Here is a 24,725-nt window from a genome sequence, read left to right on the forward strand (position 1 = left end):
ACGCCCGGCGCATGCCGGGCGTTTTGTTTTACAGGCCTCCGGATTTGAAGGTCCGGCTGGCAGTCGAACCGTTGCTGGCCGGCGTTTTGCGCCCCAGCGTTTCCATGCGAACCTGGAACGGCGGGAACGGCATCTCAATGCCATGCTCTTCAAAGCCGCGCAGAATCAGCTGATGCAGCTCATGACGCAGCGGCATGCGATGACCCATCTCCGCCGCGTGCACGCGCAGCTCAAACAGCTGAATGCCCTGCTGCAGATCCACCAGGAACACATCCGGCGCTGGCATATCCAGCACGTAGGTACAGCGATCGGCCGCCTGCTTCAGGATGGTCGTCACCTCTTCGCTGTTAACGTGGGCCGGTGCCGGAATGGTCAGCACCACGCGCGTCACCGAATCCGACAGCGACCAGTTGACGAACTGCTCGGTGATAAAGGCCTTGTTCGGCACAATAATCTCTTTGCGGTCCCAGTCGGTAATGGTGGTGGCGCGCGTATTGATGCGGGTGATGCTGCCGGTCAAATCGCGAATTGTCACGGTATCGCCGATACGGATCGGTTTCTCAAACAGGATGATCAGGCCGGAGATAAAGTTGGCAAAGATCTCCTGCATCCCAAAGCCCAGTCCCAGACCCAGCGCCGCTACCAGCCACTGCAGTTTTGACCACTCCACGCCAATAATCGAAAAGCCAATCAGACCGCCGACCAGCATCAGCGCGTATTTGGTCAGGGTGGTAATGGCGTAACCGGTACCGGGCGACAGGCTGAGGTGTTGCAGCAGCGCCAGCTCCAGCAGCGCCGGCATATTGCGCACCAGCTGGGTGGTAATGATAAAGATCAGGATGGCGATCAGCACGGCACCCAGCGTAATGGGCTGTACGCTCTCGACGCCCTGCACCGTGGTGCTGGCATCCCACAGCGGAATGTTGTCGAGGAAGCTGAACGCGGAGTGAATCTCAGACCACAGCACAATCACCGACACCAGCGCAATCAGCGTCAGAATCGAGCGGACCAGCCGCAGCGACTGCGCGCTGATCGCATCCAGATCGATGATCGGCTCTTCGACTTCCACGGTATCGGTGCTGACGGCAGACTGCTGCTCTTTTTCCTCTTCGCTGCGCGCGCGGTTGGCCAGCATATCGGCACGACGCTGGCGCGCGCGGTCAAAGGCGATGCGGCGGCGCTGAATCAGCATCCAGCGGCGAATGATGTGGTAAATCACCAGCAGGAAGAACCAGATGCCGACCGAGGTTTCCAGACGCGCCAGCAGCGCCTGCGCGGTGGCCAGATAGCCAATGCAGGAGGCCAGCGCCGCCACCAGCGGGATGGCGATCATCAGGTTCCACAGAATCCGGTTAACGAAGTTGTCGCCGTTGCCCTCTTTATCTAAATAGAGCGGGATACCGGCGCGTTTCAGGCTGACGGTGACAATGCTCAGCGCCCCGCAGATCAGAATAAAGCACAGGCGCCCCAGCGTGGCGGAGAACTGCGGATCGTCGAGGTTGGCGAAAGCAATCAGCAGCATAATCAGCGGTACGATCAGGCCGACCGTCAGCGAGTAATAACGCATGGCGCGCGCGACCCGCGCCTGCGGCCAGCGGAAGTGCACGACAAACAGGCCGTCAGGACGGGCAAAAGCCGCGCTAATCATGAATGCCCACAGCAGCGGCAGGGTGGCAGTGATGCCATCGCCAATCGCCACGGCAAACGGGTAAGGCCAGGCGTGCTGCAGGCCAAAGCCGAGCGCGGCCCACAGCACCGGCAGCGGCACCGCGACCAGAATCGACCAGAAGACGGTGCGCAGCGTCAGGCTGAAGCGGTCCTGCGTTACTTTCCCCACGCGGCTGGCCGCGCGCGCCATAAAGGCGTTGTAGTGACGACGCGTGCTGATGCTAAAGCCCACCAGCAGAATGGCACCAATAATCGGCAGCACCGTTTCGCGGTTAGTGAACATCATCGCCAGCGCTTTGCCTAGCTGGCCCAGCGTGTCCAGCGACAGCAGGCGCGTCAGGTCGGTGGCCACATCCAGCGGATATTTCAGGCCAACCGGGCTGACGTCGGCGGTCCAGAACAGATAGCGGTGCGTCGCCTCTTTGACTTCACTCAGCGCGTCCTGCAGCTGCGTATTGGAAACCTTCAGCTTGGTAATTTCCAGAATCAGCGTGTCGCAGCCGGAAATCAGTGAGTTCAGCAGTTCACGCTGGGTTTTCAGCTGGGCATCCAGAATGCGCGTCTGTTCACTGGTGAACGGCGTGCCGTCCGCCTGTTTCTCTTTGCGCAGCGCCTGCTGGCGCTCCAGCAGGTCTTCATAATGCAGCCGCTGCACGCGCAGCTGGCCCATTTCACTGTCGATCTGCTGGGATTTCGGCATCTCCGGCAGGCGCGCCACCTGCGCGCGCAGCGCTTCTCCCAGCAGGTTCGACACGCCCAGCCACTGTGACTGCTCGCGCAGCGTGCTCAGCGCCTGTCGCACCTGCAATGTCTGATTGGTGGCGAGACGCTGCTGCGAGGCCACCAGATCCATACGCTGCGCCTGCTGATTCAGATCGGCGGAGAGCTCGCGGTTAACGCGGAACTGATCGCTGATGGAGGCCGGCAGATCGCCGCTGTTTTCCGCCAGCTGTTCGGTGCGCTCCAGCGCCAGTTCGGCTTCACGCTGGCGCTGGTTATTGAGCTGATTGCGCAGCGCCTGCAGATAGTTATCCAGCTGGGTGGCTTTGCGCTGATGCACTTCCGCGCGCATGCGTGCCAGCTCCTGACGGTTATTGGCCGACAGCTGCGCCAGCTCCAGCTCATCTACCCGCGCTTTACTGGCAGCGCTCTCGGTCTGACGCGCATAAATCTGCGCCTGTGCCAGCGGGGTAGCGGCAGCCGCCACGCCCTGTGCGCGCCGTTCGCTTTCGGTCATGGCGCGCCGCGCATCGGTCTGCTGCTGCGGCAGCTGCGACAGAGAATCGCTGATTTCGCGGGCGCGATCCTGCTCCTGCTGCGCCTGGCGGCTCTCCTCCAGCAGCTGGCTGCTAACCTGCAGGATCTCCTGATCCAGCTCGGCATTGCTCATGTTGCTGCGCACTGGCTTGCTGCTGTCGGTCAGCGTGGCGATTTGCTGACGTAGCTCGCGCGCCAGCCGCGGGAAATCATCGATCACCTGCTGATACTGTTTCGCCCGTTCCAGCGAGTCGTCGCGTTCGGACAGAAAGTTAATTGCTGCTTCCAGCGCCTGCACCTGTTCGGCCTGGCTGGGCGAGCTTTTCGCGGATTTCGCCGTTTCCAGATCCTGTTTCAGCTGGCTGGCGGGTGGAACGGTGGCGGCAAAGACGGTGCTGCTGAGCACCAGGCTCAGCAGCAGAAAAAGAGAGGCGCGCACGGCGGTGTTTCCCGGAATTAGTCGATGAGCGGAGCGCTGTCGCCGGGCTGCGGCAGGGCGATAGCCAGCGGCTGACCCAGGCGGGTTTTGCTTTCGGCTTCAAGGCTTTCAGCCAGCTTAACGCGGTTCGGCGCAAACAGGTTGATCACCGTCGAGCCCAGCTTAAAGCGGCCCATCTCCTGACCTTTCAGCAGCACGACCGCGCCATCATGATCGGCCGATGGGTAGCGCCAGCGTTTGATCACCCCTTCGCGCGGCGGCGTCACGGTGCCGGCCCAGACGGTTTCGATGCTGCCGACGATGGTGGCGCCCACCAGAATTTGCACCATCGGGCCGTGATCGGTATCGAATACGCAGATCACGCGTTCGTTACGGGCAAACAGGTTCGGGATGTTGCGCGCGGTCAGCGGGTTAACCGAGTAGAGATCGCCCGGCACGTAGATCATTTCGCGCAGGATGCCGTTACACGGCATGTGCACGCGGTGGTAGTCGCGCGGCGCGAGGTACGTGGTAACGAACTCACCGTCGACAAATTTTTCCGCCAGGTCGTCATTGCCGGCCAGCAGCGCCTGCAGCGAGTAGGTGTGGCCTTTGGCCTGGAAGATCTGATCGCCAGCAATACGGCCCAGCTGGCTGATGGCGCCATCCGCTGGCAAGGCCAGCAGCGAAGCGTCCGGATCGATAGGGCGCGCACCCTCTTTTAACGGGCGTACAAAGAAGTCATTAAAGGTGCGGTAGCTGCCGGTGTGCGGCTTGCTGGCTTCCGCCATATCCACTTTGTAGAACCAGACAAAAATGTCGATGACCGCTTTGGTCAGCCAGCCAGCGCGGCGGCTGGCGCCCCAACCGGCGAGTTCGGTCAGCGCTTTTTTAGGCAGAATGTGATTCAGGCCGAGTTTAAAACGATCAAACACCGTTGCCTCCTGGCTTAATAACGTTTGGTTTACACAAAAGGGGGCGGATTGTAGCAGCGCCCCGGTCAGTTGGCGAATGTGCCGTTGTACCCGTTAATCTTCGCTGGCGGAAAAGTTTTTACGCGTTTTTACCTGCGCCATGCTCTCCAGAATACGGTGGTAGTTATCGAAGCGTGAAATGTCGATGATCCCGTTCTCCACCGCTTCGCGGATGGCGCAGCCTGGGTCGTTGTCGTGCTTGCAGTCACGGAACTTGCAACCGCCGAGAAATTCACGAAATTCGACAAATCCCTGGGTAATTTGTTCCGGCTCCAGATGCCACAAACCGAACTCGCGCACGCCAGGTGAATCGATGACATCGCCGCCGTGCGGGAAGTGATACAGCCGTGAGGCGGTGGTGGTGTGCTGGCCGAGGCCGGACACGTCCGACACATCATTGGTCAGGATCTCATCGCCTGCCAGGTCGAGGCCGAGCAGATTGTTCAGCAGGCTGGATTTACCCACGCCTGACTGGCCGGCAAAAATGCTGACCCGGCCGGTGAGCGCCGCTTCCAGATCCTTCAGTCCATCTTTGGCGCGGCTCGACACCATCAGTACGCGATAGCCAATGTGGCGATAGATATCCATCTGCTCATCGACAAACGCCCGCGCGTCGTCATCCAGCAGATCGGTTTTATTCAGTACCAGCAGCGGCTCCACGCCGAGCGTTTCGCTGGCCACCAGATAGCGATCGATAATGTTCAGCGACAGCTCTGGCAGGATCGCCGACACAATTATGATCTGATCAATGTTAGCGGCGATTGGTTTCACGCCGTCATAGAAGTCCGGGCGCGTCAGCACCGTCTGGCGCGGGTGTACGGCTTCAACAATACCTTTGCCGCCGTTTTCACCCGCGGCGCGCCACACCACGCGGTCGCCGGTGACCAGCGAGCGAATGGTGCGGCGGATATTACAGCGATGTACCTCGCCGGCGCTGTCTTCCACATCCGCGTGCATGCCAAAGCGGCTGATCACTACGCCCTCAGAGGCTTCACCAAACAGGCTGTCGTCCGGTTCCGGCTTTTCGTTCCGTTGCTGCAGACGACGCTGATGGTTGGCGCTGACGCGACGTTGTTGACCCTTCGACAATTTATTTTTGCTCACGCATCCTCTCACGCTTTCGCCAGGCTTCGCCCCGCTGGGCAAAACGTCTATGATACACCTTAATTCAGGCTAATGACGACTTTGGCAACAGGCGGGAAATGCATGACAGCGGGAAATGAAAACAATCTGATTTGGATCGACCTGGAAATGACCGGACTGGATCCGGAGCGCGATCGCATTATTGAGATCGCCACCATTGTAACGGACGCCAACCTCAACATTCTGGCTGAAGGGCCGGTGCTGGCGGTGCATCAGTCCGATGCGCAGCTGGCGCTGATGGATGACTGGAATGTACGCACTCACACCAATAGCGGGCTGGTTGCGCGCGTGAAGGCCAGCCAGCATGACGATCGTGCGGCGGAGCAGGCGACGATTGCGTTTCTGCAGCAGTGGGTTCCGGCCAACACCTCACCGATTTGCGGCAACAGCATTGGCCAGGATCGCCGCTTCCTGTTTAAGTACATGCCAGAGCTGGAAGCCTATTTCCACTACCGCTATCTGGATGTCAGCACGCTTAAAGAGCTGGCGCGCCGCTGGAAGCCAGAGATTCTGCCAGGCTTTAAAAAGGCCGGTACGCATCAGGCGCTGGACGACATTCGTGAGTCCATTGCCGAGCTGGCCTACTACCGCGAGCACTTCCTGCAGCTGTAAATCAACGCGGGTGCGCAGGAAAGCAGCAGTTTGCCGATTAAAACAGCAAACGCGCGCAAAGCGCAAAATTTTGCTTTGCAACGCTTGCGGCGGGAAGGAATTCTCGTATAATGCGCACCCCGTACCGGTGAAGAATTTACAACAGGTACGGAGCAGTAAAAGTAACAAATGTTCTGAATCAGGTAGTTCAGTTGCGCTAAGGCGGTCAACGCCGCAGCAGATTGAAAGACAATGATGCGGGAATAGCTCAGTTGGTAGAGCACGACCTTGCCAAGGTCGGGGTCGCGAGTTCGAGTCTCGTTTCCCGCTCCAGAACGTGCAGTAAAAAGTAATGCATCAGAATTAAGGATTTCAACTGCGTCCAGGCCGTTAAAGCCGCAGCGCAATGAAAGACGACGATTATGCGGGAATAGCTCAGTTGGTAGAGCACGACCTTGCCAAGGTCGGGGTCGCGAGTTCGAGTCTCGTTTCCCGCTCCAGTCTCTGTTGCAGTACGCCATCCAAATCACGGATTTAGTCTTTTTGCGGTTGTTGTGACTTAAGAATGCCGGTACATAATCGAGTCTTTGAGTTTGCAACAAGGCGGCAACTGAGCGAATCCCTGGGAGCTTACACGAGTAAGTGACCTGGGTGAGCGAAGGCAGCCAACGCCGTGGCAGACTAAAATACGAAGATTATGCGGGAATAGCTCAGTTGGTAGAGCACGACCTTGCCAAGGTCGGGGTCGCGAGTTCGAGTCTCGTTTCCCGCTCCAGATTTTCATATTCACTAAAGTTATTTGCCCCCGGGCACAATCAGACATACAACTGCTGCAGTCGTTTTACCTGTGCGGTTCCGTTTGTTATCTGGAAATTTTGCACGCCGCGTGAGTGCCTGAGATGTCTGCGTCTGTTGCAGTAATCTTACAGGTTATCCACAATGCGCCCGCAACGTGCTGACGGCGTTTTACCCTATCTGCAAAACCGTTTTGAACAGAGTTATCCACAAGATCTGGACAAGCCCCTGCGCGCAAAACCCGACGTAAATGTTTACAGTAATTATCTAACTCTATGTTTTTTATTGGGTAAATGATATTTCAGACTGTGAATGCCCCTTTTAGACGAAATAACGATCCACGTCACTATTCGGGGAAATAATTTTATTCACAGCATGTGGAAAAGCATAATATCCTGCGCGATTGCTCAATCATGCATCACGCGGTAACCCTTTCTCGACGGCGCGCACCAGCCGCTGCTGCTGTGCCGATTGCACCTCTATCGCCTGCGCCGCGCGCTTTTGCCGCTGCTGCGCTATCGCCCAGTCAATGTGCTCATCCAGCAGCGGATGTTCACCGCGCCGCTGTTCTAATGCCGTAAGATTCTCGGGTGCCCAGGGCGCATTACCCAGCGCCACCGCTACGTTACGCAGCCAGCGCAGATGGCCGATGCGGCGAATGGCAGAGCCTTCCGTGACGCGCAGAAAACGGGCTTCATCCCAGCCGAACAGTTCGACCAGCTGCGGCGCGTGCAGCACAGCGCGCGGCGAAAAATCCTCTTCATCGGTCAGCTGACCATAGCGGTTCCACGGACAGATCAGCTGGCAGTCGTCACAGCCGTAAATGCGGTTGCCGATCAGCGGACGCAGCGCTTCGGGAATGGCGCCTTCCAGTTCAATGGTGAGATAGGAGATGCAGCGGCGCGCATCGACGACATAAGGTTCGACGATGGCGCCGGTCGGGCAGATGGTCATGCAGGCGACGCAGCGGCCGCACTGCTCTTGCTGCGGCTCATCCACCGGCAGCGGTAGATCAATCAGCAGTTCGCCGAGGAAAAACCACGAGCCGGCTTCGCGATTCAGCACCAGCGAATGTTTGCCGGTCCAGCCGAGTCCGGCTTTGACGGCAATCGGCCGCTCCAGAATCGGTGCGGAGTCGACAAACGGACGAAAATTGAGTTCGCCGCAGTGGGCATGGATTTTTTCTCCGAGCTTTTTCAGTCGATTGCGCAATACTTTGTGGTAATCGCGGCCCAGCGCGTAGCGGCTGACATAACCCAGCTGTGGGTTTTTTAACGTGCTGGCAAACGCGGCTTTGGCCGGAAGATAGTTCATGCGTACGCTGATCACGCGCAGCGTGCCGGGCAGCAGTTCATGCGGACGGGCGCGCATCATGCCGTGATGCGCCATCCAGTCCATCTCGCCGTGATACTGTTTCTCCAGCCACTGCTGCAGTTTCGGCTCTTCGGCGCTCAGGTCGGTATCGCAAATCCCCACCTGCTGAAAGCCGAGTTCGCGCCCCCACTGTTTAATCTGTTGAGCGAGCTGTTGAAGATCGAGAGGGTATGACATGAGAGACCAGGCAATTGAAGCAAACGCACGCAGTTTACCACACTCTGTCTGGCCTGCGCAGGCCATGCCGCAACTGGAGTGCGACGCCGCCGATAGCCTGGGACTGACGCTGTATGAACTGATGCAGCGTGCCGGGCAGGCCAGTTATGAACGGATTCGCCAGCAGTGGCCGCAGGCGCAGCACTGGCTGATTTTATGCGGCCACGGTAATAACGGCGGCGATGGCTACGTGGTGGCGCGGCTGGCGCAGGCCGCCGGGCTGAGCGTGACGCTGCTGGCCTGTGACAGCGAACGTCCGCTGCCGGAAGAAGCACAGCAGGCGCGCGACGGCTGGCTGGCGGCGGGCGGCGTGATTCATGCCGCCGACGCTGCCTGGCCGGAACACATCGACGTAATTGTTGATGCGCTGCTGGGCACCGGGCTGAATCGCGCGCCTGCCGCGCCTTATCAGTCGCTGATCGAACAGATCAATGCGCACGCCGCGCCGGTGTTTGCCGTCGATATCCCTTCCGGGCTGGTGGCGGCGACCGGCACCACGCCAGGGGCGGCGGTCGTGGCGGACTGTACGTTAAGTATGATTGCGCTGAAGCCCGGTCAGCTCACCGGCAAAGCGCGTGACCACGTCGGCGTGCTGCATTGCGCGACGCTTGGTCTGGACGCGTTTCTGGCTGGCGAGCCGGCGCCGATTCATCGCTACGCTGCAGCGGATTTACCGCGCTGGCTGAAGCCGCGCAAAGCCACCTCGCATAAGGGCGATCACGGCCGTTTGCTGGTGGTTGGCGGCGACAGCGGTACGGCCGGCGCCATCCGCATGACCGGCGAAGCGGCGCTGCGCAGCGGTGCCGGGCTTGTGCGGGTGTTAACGCATGAAGATAATATTGGTCCGATTCTCAGCGCACGACCGGAGCTAATGGTGGATGCCCTGAGCGACGCGCGGCTGGACGACGCGCTGGCGTGGGCGGATGTCATCGCCATCGGCCCCGGTCTTGGCCAGCGTGAATGGGCTCAGAAGGCACTGAAAAAGGTGGCACTGAGTGAAAAGCCGATGCTTTGGGATGCTGATGCGCTTAACCTGCTGGCAATCAATGCAGATAACCGTCAGAATCGCATCATTACGCCGCATCCCGGCGAGGCAGCACGCCTGCTCGGGGTGAAAACCGCAGAGATTGAGAGTGACCGCTTACACGCCGCGCAAACCCTGGCAAACCGCTATGGCGGCGTGGTGGTGCTGAAAGGTGCCGGTACGGTAATTGCCAGCGCGACGGGCGACATGGCGATTGCGGATGTCGGCAATGCAGGCATGGCGTCCGGCGGTATGGGCGATGTGCTAAGCGGTATTATCGCCGCCCTGTTGGGCCAGCAGGCCACCCTGTTTGACGCCGCCTGTGCGGGCTGTGTCGCGCATGGTGCCGCGGCGGATGCGGTAGCGCGACAGCGCGGGACGCGCGGCATGTTAGCCACTGATTTGTTCGCACTGCTGTGGCAGTTTGTTAATCCAGAGATGATCCAACAATAAAGCATGAAGACCTGTGTTATTCCTTTGCCCGATGAGGCGGCAACCCTGAATCTGGGTGCGCAACTGGCCCGCGTTTGCAGCAGCGCGGTGGTGATCTATCTGTATGGCGATCTGGGTGCCGGTAAAACCACCTTCAGCCGCGGCTTTTTGCAGGCGCTTGGCCATCAGGGCAACGTCAAAAGTCCAACCTATACGCTGGTTGAGCCCTATCAGCTGGGCGACCGCAGCCTGTACCATTTCGATCTCTATCGCCTCGCCGACCCGGAAGAGCTGGAGTTTATGGGCATCCGTGACTACTTCAGCGGCGACGCGCTGTGCCTGGTTGAGTGGCCGCAGCAGGGCGCGGGTGTGCTGCCAGAGCCGGATCTGGCACTGACGCTAAGCTACGTTGCCAGCGCGCGCGCAGCGGAAATCAGCGCGCATTCGCCGCTGGGCGATACGCTGCTGCAGCAGTTTCAGCAGGGCAGGGAACCGGCATGATGTCACGCGTTACCGGGATGATGCTCGCCCTGCTGTGTCTGTTCTCCTCGTCGGCGCTGGCCGCGACACTATCGGATATCAAAGTCGATAACGGCGACAGCCAGGCGACGGTGACCCTGAGCTTCAACGGCCAGCCGGTGTATGGCTTCTTTCCGCTGCACAACCCGAACCGGGTGGTGCTGGATATTCGCCAGAGCGGCAATATTCAGGGGCTGCCGCTCAACTTTAGCGGCGAAAACATCGTTAAACGGATTCGTAATAGCCAGCCAAAGGATAAGCAAAGCATCCGGCTGGTGTTTGAGCTGACCCAGGCGGCGAAAACGCGCGCCAGTACGCAGCGCGACGGCAATCAGTACCGCGTGGTCTTCACCATCAGCGGCACCCAGCCTGCCAGACGCAGCACCGCGGCGGCACCGGTGACGCGTGCGCGCCAGAGCGACAGCGCTACGACCAGCCAGGGCAATCCGTTCAACGCCAATCCGGTGACGGCGGTGACCAGCAGCAACACCACGGTGCGTCCGGGCGGTGCTGTCAGCCGTAATGATGCGGTGATCGTGGCGATTGATGCCGGTCACGGCGGTCAGGATCCTGGCGCGTCGGGCCAGCACGGCTTACATGAAAAGAATGTCACCATCGCTATCGCGCGGAAGCTCAAAGCGCTGATGGATCAGGACCCGATGTTTAAACCGGTGCTGACGCGTAACGGCGACTACTTTATTTCGGTGATGGGCCGTTCCGAGGTGGCGCGTAAAGAGAACGCTAACCTGCTGGTATCGATTCACGCCGACGCCGCACCGAATCACTCTGCCACCGGGGCTTCGGTTTGGGTGCTGTCCAACCGTCGCGCCAACAGCGAAATGGCTAACTGGCTGGAGCAGAAAGAGAAACAGTCTGAGCTGCTGGGCGGCGCGGGCGATCTGCTGGCGAACAGCCAGGCCGATCCTTACCTGAGCCAGGCGGTGCTGGATCTGCAGTTTGGCCATTCACAGCGCGTCGGCTATGACGTGGCGGTCAAAGTATTGCAGCAGCTGCGCGGCGTAACGCCGCTGCACAAGCGTCTGCCGGAACATGCCAGCCTCGGCGTGCTGCGTTCGCCGGACATCCCTTCTTTACTGGTTGAAACCGGCTTTATCAGTAACGCCGGGGAGGAGCGGCTGCTAGGCAGCAGCGCGTATCAGGAAAAGATTGCCCAGTCGATTTACAAAGGACTGCGCAACTATTTCCTCGCGCATCCGCTGCAATCGGTCCCAAAGGAGGAAAACCGGCCGCTGGATCGCGCACCAGCGGTTAGCGTCGCCAGCAACCCGGCGACCGGCACCGTGCAGTACACCGGTGCTACCCAGCGCCATACCGTGACGCGCGGCGAGACGCTATCCGGCATCGCCGCGCGATACGGTGTCAGCATGGCGACGCTGCGCGAGCTGAATAACCTGAAGCGCGATGTGGTGTGGGTCGGCCAGCGGCTGAAAGTGCCGGCCGGTTCCGGCGTCAGCAGCGCGGCCAGCCGTCCGGCGCGGCACAAAGTGGTGCGCGGGGATTCGCTGACGGCGATTGCCGCGAAGTACGGCGTCAGCCCGAAAGCCATCATGCAGGCGAATAACATGAAGTCGAGCAACGTGATGCTGGGGCAAAATTTAAAGATTCCACAATCCTGATGAGGGGCTGCGCGCAGCCCATACCTGATAAGGATCACCACCATGCCAATACAGATTTTACCGCCTCAGCTGGCGAACCAGATTGCCGCTGGCGAAGTGGTTGAGCGCCCGGCCTCGGTCGTAAAAGAGCTGGTGGAAAACAGCCTTGATGCCGGAGCGACGCGCATTGAGGTCGATATTGAGAAGGGCGGTGCAAAGCTGATCCGCATCCGCGACAACGGCTGCGGCATTGCCAGAGATGAACTGGCGATGGCGCTGGCCCGCCATGCCACCAGCAAGATCGCCTCGCTGGATGATCTGGAGGCGATTGTCAGCCTCGGCTTTCGCGGCGAAGCGCTGGCGAGTATCAGCTCGGTGTCGCGCCTGACGCTAACGTCGCGCACCGCCGATCAGCAGGAAGCCTGGCAGGCCTATGCCGAAGGGCGCGATATGGCGGTGACGGTCAAACCCGCCGCCCACCCGGTGGGAACCTCGCTGGAAGTGCTCGATCTGTTCTACAACACGCCTGCCCGCCGTAAATTCATGCGCACCGAAAAGACCGAGTTCACCCATATTGATGAGGTGATTCGCCGCATTGCGCTGGCGCGTTTCGACGTCGCCATTTCGCTGACGCACAACGGCAAGCTGGTGCGTCAGTATCGCGGCGCGCAGGAGGCGCAGCGAGAGCGGCGTCTGGGCGCCATCTGCGGAACGCCTTTCATGCAGCACGCGCTGCGCATTGACTGGCAGCACGACGATCTGGCGCTGCGCGGCTGGGTGGCCGATCCGGCGGGGTCGCGTCAGGTTACCGACCTGCAGTACTGCTACGTTAACGGTCGCATGATGCGCGACAAGCTGATTAATCACGCCATCCGCCAGGCCTATCAAACCCAGCTCGGTGAAGATCAGCAGCCAGCCTATGTGCTGTATCTGGAGATTGACCCGCACCAGGTGGATGTCAACGTGCATCCCGCGAAGCATGAGGTGCGTTTTCATCAGTCGCGTCTGGTGCATGACTTTATCTGGCAGGGCGTGATGAGCGTGCTGCAGGCCAGTCGCAGCGCCGAATTGCCGCTGGCCCATGCCGAAGAGCCACCGCCGCAGTGGCAGCCTGAGAACCGCCAGGCCGCCGGAGCGAATCACTTTGCCCAGCCGGCAACCGGCGCGCGCAGCGGTGGCAGTGCGGCATCCGGCGGCACGGGCGGCCAGTGGCAGCCGAAAGAGCCGGGCTATCGCGCGCGTGAAGGGGCGGTTTATCAGCAGCTGATAAAAACACCGGCGGCGGAGACGCCACGCGCACCGGCCGCTGAACCCGCGCCCGCGCCACGCCCGGCACCCGCGCGTGAAGCGCCGCTGGCCGCCCATATGCAAAGTTTTGGCCGGGTGCTCAGCGTGGTACGCGAGCGCTATGCGCTGCTGGAGCGCGGGGAGACATTGCAGCTGCTGTCATTAAGCGTGGCGGCGCGCTGGCTCAAACAGGCCCAGCTGCAACCCGGCGATGAGAGGCTCAAACCGCAGCCGCTGCTGATCCCGGTACGGCTGAAAATCGCTCACGAAGAGTTAAGCGTGATTGATGCCCAGGCGGCGCTGTTAAGCCAGATGGGCATTGATTTACAACGGGAAGGACAGCATGTGACGCTGCGCGCTGTCCCTTTACCGTTACGAACACAAAATTTACAAATCTTGATTCCAGACCTGTTAGGCTATCTCGCCCGGCAGCAAGAGGTTTCTGCTTCCGCACTGGCCCAGTGGCTGGCGCGACGCGACGATGCGGCAGAACCTCACTGGAATCACTCGCAGGCGATCACGCTGCTGGCAGAGCTCGAACGGCTCTGTCCGCATCTGCTGAAATCGCCGCCTTCAGGTCTGTTACAGACCCTTGAGATTGAGAGCGCGCTAAACGCGTTGAAGCATGAGTGAACTGAACCAGGCTAGCCGGCCAAAGGCAATTTTTTTGATGGGGCCGACCGCCTCCGGTAAGACGGCATTAGCCATTGCGCTGCGTCAGCAACTTCCGGTGGAACTTATTAGCGTTGACTCTGCCTTAATCTATCGCGGGATGGATATTGGCACGGCGAAACCGTCGGCACAGGAGTTGGCGCAGGCACCCCATCGCTTGCTGGACATTCGCGACCCGGCGGAGAGCTATTCCGCTGCTGAGTTTCGTCGCGATGCGCTGGCAGAAATGGCGGAGATTACCCAAAAAGGTAAGATTCCGCTGCTTGTTGGTGGAACCATGCTTTACTTCAAAGCGTTGCTGGAAGGATTGTCGCCGCTGCCCTCGGCCGATCCGGAAGTGCGTCAGCGAATAGAGCAAATGGCGGCGGAAAAAGGCTGGGAAGCCCTGCACCGCCAGCTGTGTGAAATCGATCCGGTCGCCGGTAGTCGTATTCATCCGAATGATCCGCAGAGACTTTCGCGAGCACTGGAAGTTTTTTTTATTTCGGGTAAAACTTTAACGGAACTGACAAAAACGGCCGGTGAAGCGTTACCCTACGATGTGTACCAGTTTGCTATCGCTCCGGCGAGCCGCGAACTGTTACACCAGCGCATCGCGTTGCGTTACGACCAGATGTTAGCGTCAGGTTTTGAAGCGGAGGCTCGGGCACTGTTTGCACGAGGTGATTTGCATACGGACATGCCTTCCATTCGCTGTGTTGGTTACCGTCAGATGTGGTCTTATCTGTCTGGCGAAATCGATTACGACGAAATGGTTTATCGGGGAATTTGCGCCACCCGGCAGCTCGCTAAACGCCAGATGACCTGGTTACGTGGCTGGCCCGACGTCCACTGGTTAGACAGTGACGCGCCAGAATTAGCGCGTAATGCGGTGCTTCAGGTTGTTAGTGCGTAGCAGGGATGATTGTGTACAATTGGTCCGTTATCGTGCGCAAATTTTTACGCAGTTTTTCTGAACCACGGTTCACAAAGTAACAAACAACAAGCATATAAGGAAAAGATAGAATGGCTAAGGGGCAATCATTACAAGACCCGTTTTTGAACGCATTGCGTCGTGAACGTGTACCGGTTTCGATCTATTTGGTGAATGGTATTAAGCTGCAGGGACAAATTGAATCCTTTGATCAGTTCGTCATTCTGTTGAAAAACACGGTAAGCCAGATGGTGTATAAGCACGCCATCTCTACAGTGGTTCCTTCTCGTCCGGTTTCGCACCATAGCAACAACGCGGGCGGCAGCGGTGGCAGTAACTACCACCATGGCGGAAGCAACCAGGGCGCTCAGTCGCAGCCACAACAAGACGGCGATAACGCAGAGTAATTCTGCACGGCCGTAAAGCCAGGGCTGGGGAGCGAGTGCGTTTTCCCGTCCTGGTTATTTTATTTTAGCGAGGTTATAGCTTGTTTGACCGTTATGATGCCGGTGAGCAGGCCGTACTGGTACACATCTGGTTCTCCCAAGACAAAGAGCTGGAAGATTTGCAGGAGTTTGAAACTCTTGTCTCTTCTGCGGGCGTCGATGCGCTGCAAGTGATTACCGGCAGCCGTAAAGCGCCACATCCCAAATATTTTGTCGGTGAAGGAAAGGCAGTTGAAATTGCCGATGCGGTGAAAGCGAGTGGAGCATCGGTCGTTTTATTCGATCATGCCTTATCCCCTGCTCAGGAACGTAATCTTGAGCGGCTGTGCGAATGTCGCGTAATCGATCGCACCGGCTTAATTCTCGATATTTTTGCCCAGCGCGCCCGCACCCATGAAGGGAAATTGCAGGTCGAGCTGGCACAGTTACGCCATCTTGCCACCCGTCTGGTGCGCGGATGGACTCACCTTGAGCGGCAGAAAGGCGGTATCGGCCTGCGTGGACCGGGTGAAACCCAGCTGGAAACCGACCGTCGCTTACTGCGCGGCCGCATCAGCCAGATTCTGTCCCGCCTTGAACGCGTGGAAAAACAGCGTGAGCAGGGACGTCAGGCGCGTGCGAAAGCCGATGTGCCGACCGTCTCCCTGGTGGGCTACACCAACGCCGGCAAATCCACCCTGTTCAACGCCATCACTTCAGCCAACGTGTATGCTGCCGACCAGCTGTTCGCCACGCTGGACCCGACGCTGCGCCGCCTGAATGTGGCCGATGTCGGCGAAGTGGTGCTGGCGGATACGGTAGGCTTTATCCGTCACCTGCCGCATGACTTAGTGGCGGCATTTAAAGCCACCCTGCAGGAAACCCGTCAGGCGTCGCTGCTGCTGCACGTGATTGACGCCGCGGATTTGCGCGTCAATGACAACATCGACGCCGTAAACGAAGTGCTGGCAGAGATTGAAGCCGATGAGATTCCGGTGCTGCTGGTGATGAACAAGATCGATATGCTGGATGGCTTTGAGCCGCGTATCGATCGCGACGAGGAGAACCGGCCGACGCGCGTGTGGCTGTCGGCGCAGAGCGGTGCCGGTTTGCCGCTGCTGTGGCAGGCGCTGTCCGAGCGCTTAGCCGGTGAAGTGGCGCAGTATGATTTACGTCTGCCGCCGGAAGCGGGCCGCCTGCGCAGCCGCTTCTATCAGCTGCAGGCGATTGAAAAAGAGTGGAATGAAGAAGATGGCTGCGTAGGTTTGCAGGTGCGAATGCCGATTGTTGACTGGCGCCGCTTGTGCAAGCAGGAACCGCAGCTCGCCAGTTATATTGTTTGACCGTTGCCCAACTCATTTACCCCAAGACGTGCCCGGCACGTGGCAGGGTAAACTTATATACAATAAATGGAGTAGAGACATGGCGTGGAATCAGCCCGGAAATAACGGACAGGACCGCGACCCGTGGGGAAGCAGCAATAACCAAGGCGGCAACTCTGGGGGAAATAAAGGAGGTCGCGATCAGGGACCTCCTGATCTGGATGATATCTTCCGTAAGCTGAGTAAAAAACTCGGCGGACTGGGCGGTGGCAAACAGAGCGATAACGGCCAGCGCAGCGGCGGCAGCGGTGGCAAACTGGTTGGCATTGTCGCCGTGGCGGCAGTGGTCATCTGGGCAGCCAGTGGTTTCTACACCATCAAAGAAGCGGAACGCGGGGTCGTGACGCGTTTCGGCAAATTCAGCCATCTGGTTGAGCCTGGCCTCAACTGGAAACCGACCTTTATCGATCAGGTGCGGGCCGTCAACGTCGAAGCGGTGCGTGAGCTGGCGGCGTCGGGCGTGATGCTGACTTCGGACGAGAACGTGGTGCGCGTGGAGATGAACGTGCAGTACCGCGTGACCGATCCGGAGCGCTACCTGTATGCGGTGACCAGTGCCGATGACAGCCTGCGTCAGGCCACTGACAGCGCGCTGCGCGGCGTGATTGGCCGCTCGACCATGGACCGTATCCTCACTGAAGGCCGTACCGTCGTGCGTAGCGATACCCAGCGTGAAATCGACGAAACCATTCGTCCTTACAACATGGGTATTACGCTGCTTGACGTCAACTTCCAGGCGGCGCGTCCACCGGAAGAGGTCAAAGCCGCGTTTGACGATGCGATTGCCGCTCGCGAAAACCGCGAGCAGTACGTGCGTGAAGCTGAAGCGTACGCCAACGAAGTGCAGCCGCGTGCAAACGGCCAGGCGCAGCGTATTCTTGAAGAGGCGCGTGCCTACAAAGAGCGTACCGTGCTGGAAGCGCAGGGTGAAGTGGCGCGGTTCGCGCGTCTGCTGCCGGAGTACAAAGCCGCACCGCAGATCACCAAAGAACGTCTCTACATTGAAAGCATGGAGCGCGTGCTCAGCCATACCCGCAAAGTGCTGGTTAACGACCGTGGCAACAGCCTGATGGTGCTGCCGCTGGATCAGCTGATGCGCGGCGGCCAGGCAGGCGGCCAGAGCGGTCAGAACAATGCCAATCTGATGAAGTTACCGTCGTCACCGGGCAGCAATGCCGGCCGCGGCGACACTTCATCCTACAGTCCGGACAGCATCATGGATCAGCGTCGCGCCAATGCGCTGCGTAACGATACCCAGCGCGAAGGGAGGGAGTAATCGATGCGTAAGCCAATCATCGCCGTAATTATTGTTGTTCTGGTGGTGCTGTACGCCTCACTGTTCGTGGTGCAGGAAGGCCAGCGCGGTATCGTGCTGCGCTTTGGTAAAGTACTGCGTGATGATGAGAACAAGCCGCAGGTGTACGCACCGGGCCTGCACTTCAAAATTCCGTTTATTGAAACCGTGAAGTCGCTGGATGCGCGCATCCAGACCATGGATAACCAGGCCGATCGTTTCGTCACCAAAGAGAAGAAAGACCTGATTGTGGACTCTTACATCAAGTGGCGCATCAGCGATTTCAGCCGTTACTACCTTGCGACCGGCGGTGGCGACGTTTCTCAGGCGGAAGTGCTGCTGAAACGTAAGTTCAGCGACCGTCTGCGTTCAGAAATGGGCCGTCTTGATGTGAAAGACATCGTCACCGACTCGCGTGGCCGTCTGACCACCGACGTGCGCGATGCGCTGAACACCGGCAGTGCCGGCAATGACGACGAAGTGCAGACGCCAGCCGCTGACGATGCGATTGCCAGCGCGGCTGCCCGCGTTGAGCGCGAGACCAACAGCAATGAGCCAGCGCCAAACCCGAACAGTATGGCGGCGCTGGGTATTCAGGTGGTCGACGTGCGCATCAAGCAGATCAACCTGCCGACCGAAGTGTCGGACGCGATCTACAACCGTATGCGCGCCGAGCGTGAAGCGGTAGCACGTAGCCAGCGCTCACAGGGTCAGGAAGAGGCGGAAAAACTGCGCGCCCAGGCCGATTATCAGGTAACCCGTACGCTGGCAGAAGCGCAGCGTCAGGCGCTGATCAGCCGTGGTGAAGGGGATGGTGAAGCGGCCAAGCTGTTCGCTGACGCCTTCAGCCAGGATCCTGATTTCTATGCCTTTATCCGCAGCCTGCGTGCCTATGAGAACAGCTTCGCGGACAATCAGGACGTGATGGTGCTGAGCCCGGATAGCGATTTCTTCCGCTATATGAAGGCGCCAACTAACGTCTCGCGTTAATAACTGTTATAACCTTGAGGCCGACACTGATGTCGGCCTTTTTTTTGGGAAAACAGAATGAACACAACCGTCTGGATGGCGCTGGCTTTGGTGCTGGTGCTGGAGGGATTAGGACCGATGCTGCTGCCGCGTCTGTGGCGTCGCATGATTCTGGCGATGACGCAGTTACCGGACCGTATACTGCACCGTTTTGGCGGCGGGCTGGTGGTGGCGGGCGTGGTGATTTACGCCATGCTGAGCACGCACGCGAATGGCTGAGCAATAATCTGCGCGCTGCCGCACGGCTAAATTGTGTCTGCTGCAGAGCATTGCCCCCAACATGTTGTAGTGATCAAAACTCAGGCAAAAAACAGCGCAATCGTATGCTAAAAGTGCTGAAAGAGTGAAAATCCGATGGTAGAATCCATTTTTAAGCAATCGGTGATTTTAGAAAATGGGTAAGAACGTCGTCGTACTGGGCACCCAATGGGGTGATGAAGGTAAAGGTAAGATCGTAGACCTTCTGACTGAACGCGCGAAATATGTTGTGCGTTACCAGGGTGGCCACAATGCAGGCCATACACTTGTCATCAACGGTGAGAAAACCGTCCTCCACTTAATTCCCTCTGGCATCCTGCGTGAAAACGTCACCAGCATCATTGGTAATGGTGTTGTGCTGTCGCCTGAAGCCCTGATGAAAGAGATGAACGGTCTGGAAGCGCGCGGTGTGCCGGTACGTGAACGTCTGCTGATCTCTGAAGCTTGTCCGCTGATTCTGCAATACCATGTGGCGATGGACCTGGCGCGTGAAAAAGCGCGCGGTGCCAAAGCTATCGGTACCACCGGTCGTGGTATCGGCCCAGCCTACGAAGATAAAGTTGCCCGTCGCGGTCTGCGCGTCAGCGACCTGTTCAACAAAGAAACCTTCGCCGTGAAGCTGAAAGAGATCGTTGATTTCTACAACTTCCAGCTGGTGAACTACTACAAAGAAGATGCAGTAGACTACGATAAAGTGCTGAGCGATGTACTGGCGGTGGCCGACATCCTGACCGGCATGGTCGTCGACGTGTCTGAACTGCTGGACGGCGCGCGTAAGCGTGGCGACCTGATCATGTTCGAAGGCGCACAGGGTACGCTGCTGGATATCGACCACGGTACGTATCCGTACGTGACTTCGTCCAACACCACTGCCGGTGGCGTGGCGACCGGTTCAGGTATCGGTCCACGCTACGTGGATTACGTGCTGGGCATCGTCAAAGCTTACTCCACCCGCGTTGGTGCCGGTCCATTCCCGACCGAACTGTTTGATGAAACTGGCGAGTTCCTGTGTGAGAAAGGTAATGAGTTCGGTGCCACCACCGGCCGTCGTCGTCGTACCGGCTGGCTGGATGCGGTAGCTGTGCGCCGCGCGGTGCAGATCAACTCCCTGTCCGGCTTCTGCATGACCAAACTGGACGTGCTGGATGGCCTGAAAGAGGTGAAAATCTGCGTCGGTTACCGTATGCCGGATGGCCGCGAGATGACCACCACGCCGCTGGCGGCAGAAGGCTGGGAAGGCATCGAGCCGATTTATGAAACTCTGCCGGGCTGGAGTGAAAACACCTTTGGTGTTAAAACACTGGAAGGCCTGCCGCAGGCAGCACGTGATTACATCAAACGTGTTGAAGAAGTGACTGGCGTGCCGATTGATATTATTTCAACCGGTCCCGACCGTAGTGAGACCATGATTCTGCGCGATCCGTTCGACGCTTAATCACGTTTTGCAGGCCGGACACTGTCCGGCCTTCGTTTATCTGCTCTTTGACTCCGCTCACTTCATTTTTTCCTGCTGGTTTCGGGAGTTGCAGGAAAAAAGCGCTCCGGGTTTTCCACACTGGTTTATCATCAATGTTAATCGAAGCGCTCACGGGCGTTATAACAACAATATCGATGATTCACTGAGGTACATGTGCAGCTAACAAGTTTTACCGATTTCGGTCTGCGCGCCCTGATTTACATGGCGACATTGCCGCAAGGTCAGCAGACCAACATTACCGAAGTCACCGATACCTACGGGGTATCGCGTAACCATATGGTTAAAATCATCAATCAACTGAGCCGGGCCGGCTTTGTTGCCGCGACACGCGGTAAAAACGGCGGAATTCGTTTAGGCATGGACCCGGAAAAAATCGTCATTGGCGATGTCGTGAGAAAAATGGAGCCTTTGCAGCTGGTAAACTGTAAAGAGTGTGCGATAAATCCCGCCTGTCGCCTGCGTAGCGCGCTGAATAATGCGGTCCAGCTGTTCCTGCAGGAGCTGGATAAATATACGCTCGCCGACCTGGTGCAAAACAACGATTCGCTTTACCACATCTTATTGTCCGAACCGCCGGTGGCAATTCCACATAAATGACATCGGAGGAACCGTAATGTCAAAAGATCCCTTTCAGGATAGAGAAGCTGAAAAGTACGAAAATCCTATTCCCAGTCGGGAATTTATCCTCGCGCTATTAGAAAAGCGTGAAAAGCCGGCGAGTCGCGAAGAGATCGCCGAAGAGTTAAACATCACCAGCGAAGATCAGCTTGAAGCGCTGCGTCGCCGCCTGCGCGCCATGGAGCGTGACGGCCAGCTGGTGTTCACCCGTCGCCAGTGCTACGCCCTGCCGGAGCGTCTGGATTTACTGCGCGGCAAAGTGATTGGCCATCGCGATGGCTACGGCTTCCTGCGCGTTGATGGTCAGAAAGATGACTTCTACCTCTCGGCGGAGCAGATGAAGTTCTGTCTGCACGGTGATGTCATCCTCGCCCAGCCGGGCGGCTCCGATCGCAAAGGGCGGCGTGAAGCGCGCGTGGTCCGCGTGCTGGAACCGCGCAACAGCCAGATTGTTGGCCGCTACTTCACCGATGCCGGCACCGGCTTCGTGGTACCGGACGACAGCCGTCTGAGTTTTGACATTCTGATCCCGGCGGAAGAGACGCTGAATGCGCGCATGGGATCGGTGGTTGTGGTGGAGATCGTGCAGCGCGCGACGCGCCGCAGCAAAGCTATCGGCAAAATTACAGAAATTCTCGGCGACAACATGGGCACCGGTCTGGCCGTGGATATGGCGCTGCGCACCCATGAAATTCCCCACTCATGGCCGGAAGAAGTTGAGAAAGAGATTTCCAGGCTGAAAGAGCAGGTACCGGAATCGGCGAAAAAAGGCCGTGTCGACCTGCGTGAACTGCCGCTGGTGACCATCGACGGTGAAGACGCGCGTGACTTCGATGACGCCGTTTACTGCGAGAAAAAACGCGGCGGCGGCTGGCGCCTGTGGGTGGCGATTGCCGACGTCAGCTATTACGTGCGTCCCGGCACCGCGCTGGATAACGAAGCGCAGCAGCGCGGCACCTCGGTCTACTTCCCGTCGCAGGTGATACCGATGCTGCCGGAGATCCTCTCGAACGGCCTGTGCTCGCTCAATCCGCAGGTGGATCGCCTGTGCATGGTGTGCGAGATGACCATCTCGGCCAGCGGTAAACTCACCGGCTTCAAACATTACGAAGCGGTGATGAACTCACATGCGCGTCTGACCTACAACAAAGTGTGGAGCATTCTGCAGGGCAACCCGGAGCTGCGTGAACAGTATGCGGCGCAGGTGAAGCACCTCGAAGAGCTGCACCGCATGTATGAGGTGCTGGAAACCGCCCGCGAACAGCGCGGTGGCATCTCGTTTGAAACCGACGAAGCCAAATTCATCTTCAACGCTGAGCGTCGCATTGAGCGCGTGGAGCGCACCGTACGTAACGATGCGCACAAGCTGATTGAAGAGTGCATGATTCTGGCCAACATCGCCTCCGCGCGTTTCGTTGAGAAACATCAGGAGCCGGCGCTGTTCCGCGATCACGATCGCCCGAGCGAAGACAGCATCACCAGCTTCCGTACCGTGCTGGGCGAGCTGGGCCTCAGCCTGCCGGGTGGGTCGAAACCGCAGCCGATCGATTATGCCGATCTGCTGACGCAGATTGCCGACCGTCCGGATGCTGAAATGCTGCAAACCATGCTGCTGCGTTCGATGAAGCAGGCGGTGTACGATCCGGAAAATCGCGGTCACTTTGGCCTGGCGCTGGCGTCGTATGCGCACTTTACCTCGCCAATCCGTCGCTATCCGGATCTGCTGCTGCACCGTGCCATCAAGTACCTGCTGGCTAAAGAGCAGGGCACGGTAAAAGGCAACACCACGGCAACCGGTGGTTATCATTACGATATGCAGCAGATGCTGCAGCTGGGTCAGCACTGTTCGATGACCGAACGCCGTGCCGATGAAGCGACGCGCGATGTGGCCGACTGGCTGAAGTGTGACTTTATGCAGGATCAGGTGGGTAACGTATTCAACGGCGTGATCTCCAGCGTGACCGGCTTTGGCTTCTTTGTTCGCCTCAACGATCTGTTCATTGATGGCCTGGTGCACGTCTCCACGCTGGACAATGATTACTACCGCTTCGATCCGGTGGGCCAGCGTCTGATTGGCGAATCCGGCGGTCGCACTTACCGTCTGGGTGATGCGGTGGAAGTGCGCGTTGACGCGGTGCACATGGATGAGCGCAAGATCGATTTCGCGCTGATCTCCAGCAAACGCGTACCGCGCGGTGAAGGGAAAACCGCGCGCGAGCGTGAGAAGCGTGGCGGCAAGCCACCGGCGAAGCGGCGTCGCGACGCGGGTCGCAAGGGCAACTTTGAGCCGGACGCCGCTTTCCGCGGTGAGAAGCAGCCACCTGCGGCGAATAAAAGCGAGAAAAAAAGCAAAAAAGTCTCCGAAAAAACCCGTAAAATCGCCGCCGCAACCAAGGCGAAGCGCGCAGTGAAGAAGAAGGCCAGCGAAGCCTGATGGCCTCTTCACCCGCCAGCGGCCAGGTGCGTCAGCGCTGACGCACCTTGCTCAACCTGTTTCGCAGGCTGCGCCCCAACGCGCAGCCTGATTAATGTTCTGTATTCAACGATATACATCCAACCTTGAGCAAAGTAATGAGTGAAATAATTTTTGGCATTCACGCCGTGCAGGCGCTGCTGGAGCGTGATCCCCAGCGTTTTCAGGAAGTCTTTATCCTTAAAGGCCGCGATGATCGCCGCCTGCAGCCGCTGATCGCCGCACTGGAAGCTCAGGGAATTGTGATTCAGCTGGCCAACCGCCAGTGGCTCGACGGCCAGGTCGAAGGCGGCGTGCACCAGGGCATCGTGGCGCGCGTTAAGCCGGGTAAAAACTATCAGGAAGGCGATCTGCCGGATCTGCTGGCCTCACTGGATCAGCCGTTCCTGCTGATTCTGGATGGCGTCACCGATCCGCATAACCTGGGCGCCTGCCTGCGCAGCGCCGATGCGGCGGGTGTGCATGCGGTGATCGTACCGAAAGACCGTTCGGCACCACTCAACGCCACGGCGAAAAAAGTCGCCAGCGGGGCGGCGGAAAACGTGCCGCTGATTCGCGTCACCAATCTGGCGCGCACCATGCGTCTGCTGCAGGAGTACAACGTCTGGATCGTCGGCACGGCTGGTGAAGCAGACCACACGCTGTATCAGAGCAAAATGACCGGCGCGATGGCGCTGGTGATGGGTGCGGAAGGAGAGGGCATGCGCCGCCTGACGCGCGAACACTGCGATGAGCTGATCAGCATCCCGATGGCCGGCAGCGTCTCTTCCCTCAACGTTTCGGTGGCCACCGGCGTTTGTCTGTTCGAAGCGGTGCGTCAGCGCCAGGCGTGATCGCCGCCGCAAAACCTCAGCTGTACCAGGCATAACT

19 protein-coding genes and 3 tRNA genes are annotated in these 24,725 nt (G+C 58.7%); 18 read left to right on the forward strand and 4 right to left on the reverse strand.

Annotated features, from left to right (window positions below):
* Nucleotides 1–28 precede the first annotated feature (28 nt).
* The 3 genes from mscM to rsgA form a co-directional block, all read right to left on the reverse strand.
* Nucleotides 29–3,364, reverse strand: coding sequence for a miniconductance mechanosensitive channel MscM (mscM, locus tag AC6I8P_RS02065; protein ID WP_058759873.1), 3,336 nt, complete (start codon nt 3,362–3,364; stop codon nt 29–31).
* 17 nt (nt 3,365–3,381) lie between these two features.
* On the reverse strand, nt 3,382–4,278 hold the full coding sequence (asd, locus tag AC6I8P_RS02070; protein ID WP_021508134.1) for an archaetidylserine decarboxylase: 897 nt from the start codon (nt 4,276–4,278) through the stop codon (nt 3,382–3,384).
* Nucleotides 4,279–4,371: 93 nt separating this feature from the next.
* The gene (gene rsgA / locus AC6I8P_RS02075; RefSeq protein ID WP_031279822.1) at nt 4,372–5,421 is read right to left on the reverse strand and encodes a small ribosomal subunit biogenesis GTPase RsgA; all 1,050 of its coding nucleotides are present in this window, start codon (nt 5,419–5,421) and stop codon (nt 4,372–4,374) included.
* A gap of 102 nt (nt 5,422–5,523) precedes the next feature.
* Here rsgA and orn point away from each other — a divergent pair, with 102 nt between their 5' ends.
* The 4 genes from orn (at nt 5,524) to AC6I8P_RS02095 (ending at nt 6,826) form a co-directional block, all read left to right on the forward strand.
* Nucleotides 5,524–6,072: an oligoribonuclease gene (gene orn, locus AC6I8P_RS02080; RefSeq protein ID WP_021508132.1), complete on the forward strand. Its 549-nt coding sequence runs from the start codon at nt 5,524–5,526 to the stop codon at nt 6,070–6,072.
* A 236-nt stretch (nt 6,073–6,308) separates the two neighbouring features.
* A tRNA-Gly gene (locus AC6I8P_RS02085) sits at nt 6,309–6,384 on the forward strand.
* Between the two features lie 91 nt (nt 6,385–6,475).
* A tRNA-Gly gene (locus tag AC6I8P_RS02090) sits at nt 6,476–6,551 on the forward strand.
* 199 nt (nt 6,552–6,750) lie between these two features.
* Nucleotides 6,751–6,826 (forward strand) — tRNA-Gly (locus AC6I8P_RS02095).
* 431 nt (nt 6,827–7,257) lie between these two features.
* On the opposite strand, the gene queG is transcribed toward AC6I8P_RS02095, so the two are convergent.
* Nucleotides 7,258–8,397, reverse strand: a complete 1,140-nt coding sequence (queG, locus tag AC6I8P_RS02100) for a tRNA epoxyqueuosine(34) reductase QueG (RefSeq protein ID WP_152390393.1) — start codon at nt 8,395–8,397, stop codon at nt 7,258–7,260.
* Between queG and nnr the strand changes: the two genes are divergently transcribed.
* The 14 genes from nnr to rlmB all read left to right on the forward strand — a co-directional run bounded on the left by nnr (nt 8,396) and on the right by rlmB (nt 24,688).
* The gene (nnr, locus tag AC6I8P_RS02105) at nt 8,396–9,913 is read left to right on the forward strand and encodes a bifunctional ADP-dependent NAD(P)H-hydrate dehydratase/NAD(P)H-hydrate epimerase (RefSeq protein ID WP_072217103.1); all 1,518 of its coding nucleotides are present in this window, start codon (nt 8,396–8,398) and stop codon (nt 9,911–9,913) included. The two genes, queG and nnr, sit on opposite strands and share 2 nt — an antisense overlap.
* 3 nt (nt 9,914–9,916) lie before the next feature.
* Entirely contained in the window at nt 9,917–10,393 is a 477-nt protein-coding gene (gene tsaE / locus AC6I8P_RS02110; RefSeq protein WP_059012451.1) for a tRNA (adenosine(37)-N6)-threonylcarbamoyltransferase complex ATPase subunit type 1 TsaE, read from the forward strand.
* Complete coding sequence (amiB, locus tag AC6I8P_RS02115) at nt 10,393–12,048, forward strand: N-acetylmuramoyl-L-alanine amidase AmiB (RefSeq protein ID WP_371824683.1); 1,656 nt, start codon at nt 10,393–10,395, stop codon at nt 12,046–12,048. Before tsaE ends, amiB begins: the two co-directional genes overlap by 1 nt.
* A 42-nt stretch (nt 12,049–12,090) precedes the next feature.
* On the forward strand, nt 12,091–13,947 hold the full coding sequence (gene mutL, locus AC6I8P_RS02120; protein WP_498030935.1) for a DNA mismatch repair endonuclease MutL: 1,857 nt from the start codon (nt 12,091–12,093) through the stop codon (nt 13,945–13,947).
* Nucleotides 13,940–14,881, forward strand: coding sequence for a tRNA (adenosine(37)-N6)-dimethylallyltransferase MiaA (gene miaA / locus AC6I8P_RS02125; RefSeq protein WP_031280158.1), 942 nt, complete (start codon nt 13,940–13,942; stop codon nt 14,879–14,881). Before mutL ends, miaA begins: the two co-directional genes overlap by 8 nt.
* Nucleotides 14,882–14,991: 110 nt before the next feature.
* Entirely contained in the window at nt 14,992–15,306 is a 315-nt protein-coding gene (gene hfq / locus AC6I8P_RS02130) for an RNA chaperone Hfq (protein ID WP_010618006.1), read from the forward strand.
* Between the two features lie 80 nt (nt 15,307–15,386).
* The gene (hflX, locus tag AC6I8P_RS02135) at nt 15,387–16,667 is read left to right on the forward strand and encodes a ribosome rescue GTPase HflX (RefSeq protein WP_021509763.1); all 1,281 of its coding nucleotides are present in this window, start codon (nt 15,387–15,389) and stop codon (nt 16,665–16,667) included.
* 79 nt (nt 16,668–16,746) lie between these two features.
* Nucleotides 16,747–17,982 carry an FtsH protease activity modulator HflK gene (gene hflK / locus AC6I8P_RS02140; RefSeq protein ID WP_021509762.1) on the forward strand — a complete coding sequence of 412 codons (1,236 nt, stop codon included), beginning with the start codon at nt 16,747–16,749 and terminating at the stop codon, nt 17,980–17,982.
* Between the two features lie 3 nt (nt 17,983–17,985).
* Nucleotides 17,986–18,990, forward strand: a complete 1,005-nt coding sequence (gene hflC, locus AC6I8P_RS02145) for a protease modulator HflC (RefSeq protein ID WP_021509761.1) — start codon at nt 17,986–17,988, stop codon at nt 18,988–18,990.
* 57 nt (nt 18,991–19,047) lie between these two features.
* The gene (locus AC6I8P_RS02150; protein WP_031280157.1) at nt 19,048–19,248 is read left to right on the forward strand and encodes a DUF2065 domain-containing protein; all 201 of its coding nucleotides are present in this window, start codon (nt 19,048–19,050) and stop codon (nt 19,246–19,248) included.
* Nucleotides 19,249–19,423: 175 nt separating this feature from the next.
* On the forward strand, nt 19,424–20,722 hold the full coding sequence (locus AC6I8P_RS02155) for an adenylosuccinate synthase (protein WP_058759868.1): 1,299 nt from the start codon (nt 19,424–19,426) through the stop codon (nt 20,720–20,722).
* 195 nt (nt 20,723–20,917) lie between these two features.
* On the forward strand, nt 20,918–21,361 hold the full coding sequence (gene nsrR, locus AC6I8P_RS02160; RefSeq protein ID WP_021509758.1) for a nitric oxide-sensing transcriptional repressor NsrR: 444 nt from the start codon (nt 20,918–20,920) through the stop codon (nt 21,359–21,361).
* A gap of 16 nt (nt 21,362–21,377) precedes the next feature.
* Entirely contained in the window at nt 21,378–23,816 is a 2,439-nt protein-coding gene (gene rnr, locus AC6I8P_RS02165; RefSeq protein WP_058781120.1) for a ribonuclease R, read from the forward strand.
* A gap of 137 nt (nt 23,817–23,953) precedes the next feature.
* A complete protein-coding gene (gene rlmB / locus AC6I8P_RS02170) occupies nt 23,954–24,688 on the forward strand; it encodes a 23S rRNA (guanosine(2251)-2'-O)-methyltransferase RlmB (RefSeq protein WP_021509756.1) in 735 nt (244 codons plus the stop codon).
* Nucleotides 24,689–24,725: the final 37 nt, after the last annotated feature.

The organism is gamma proteobacterium symbiont of Lampromicra miyakona, assembly GCF_059730895.1.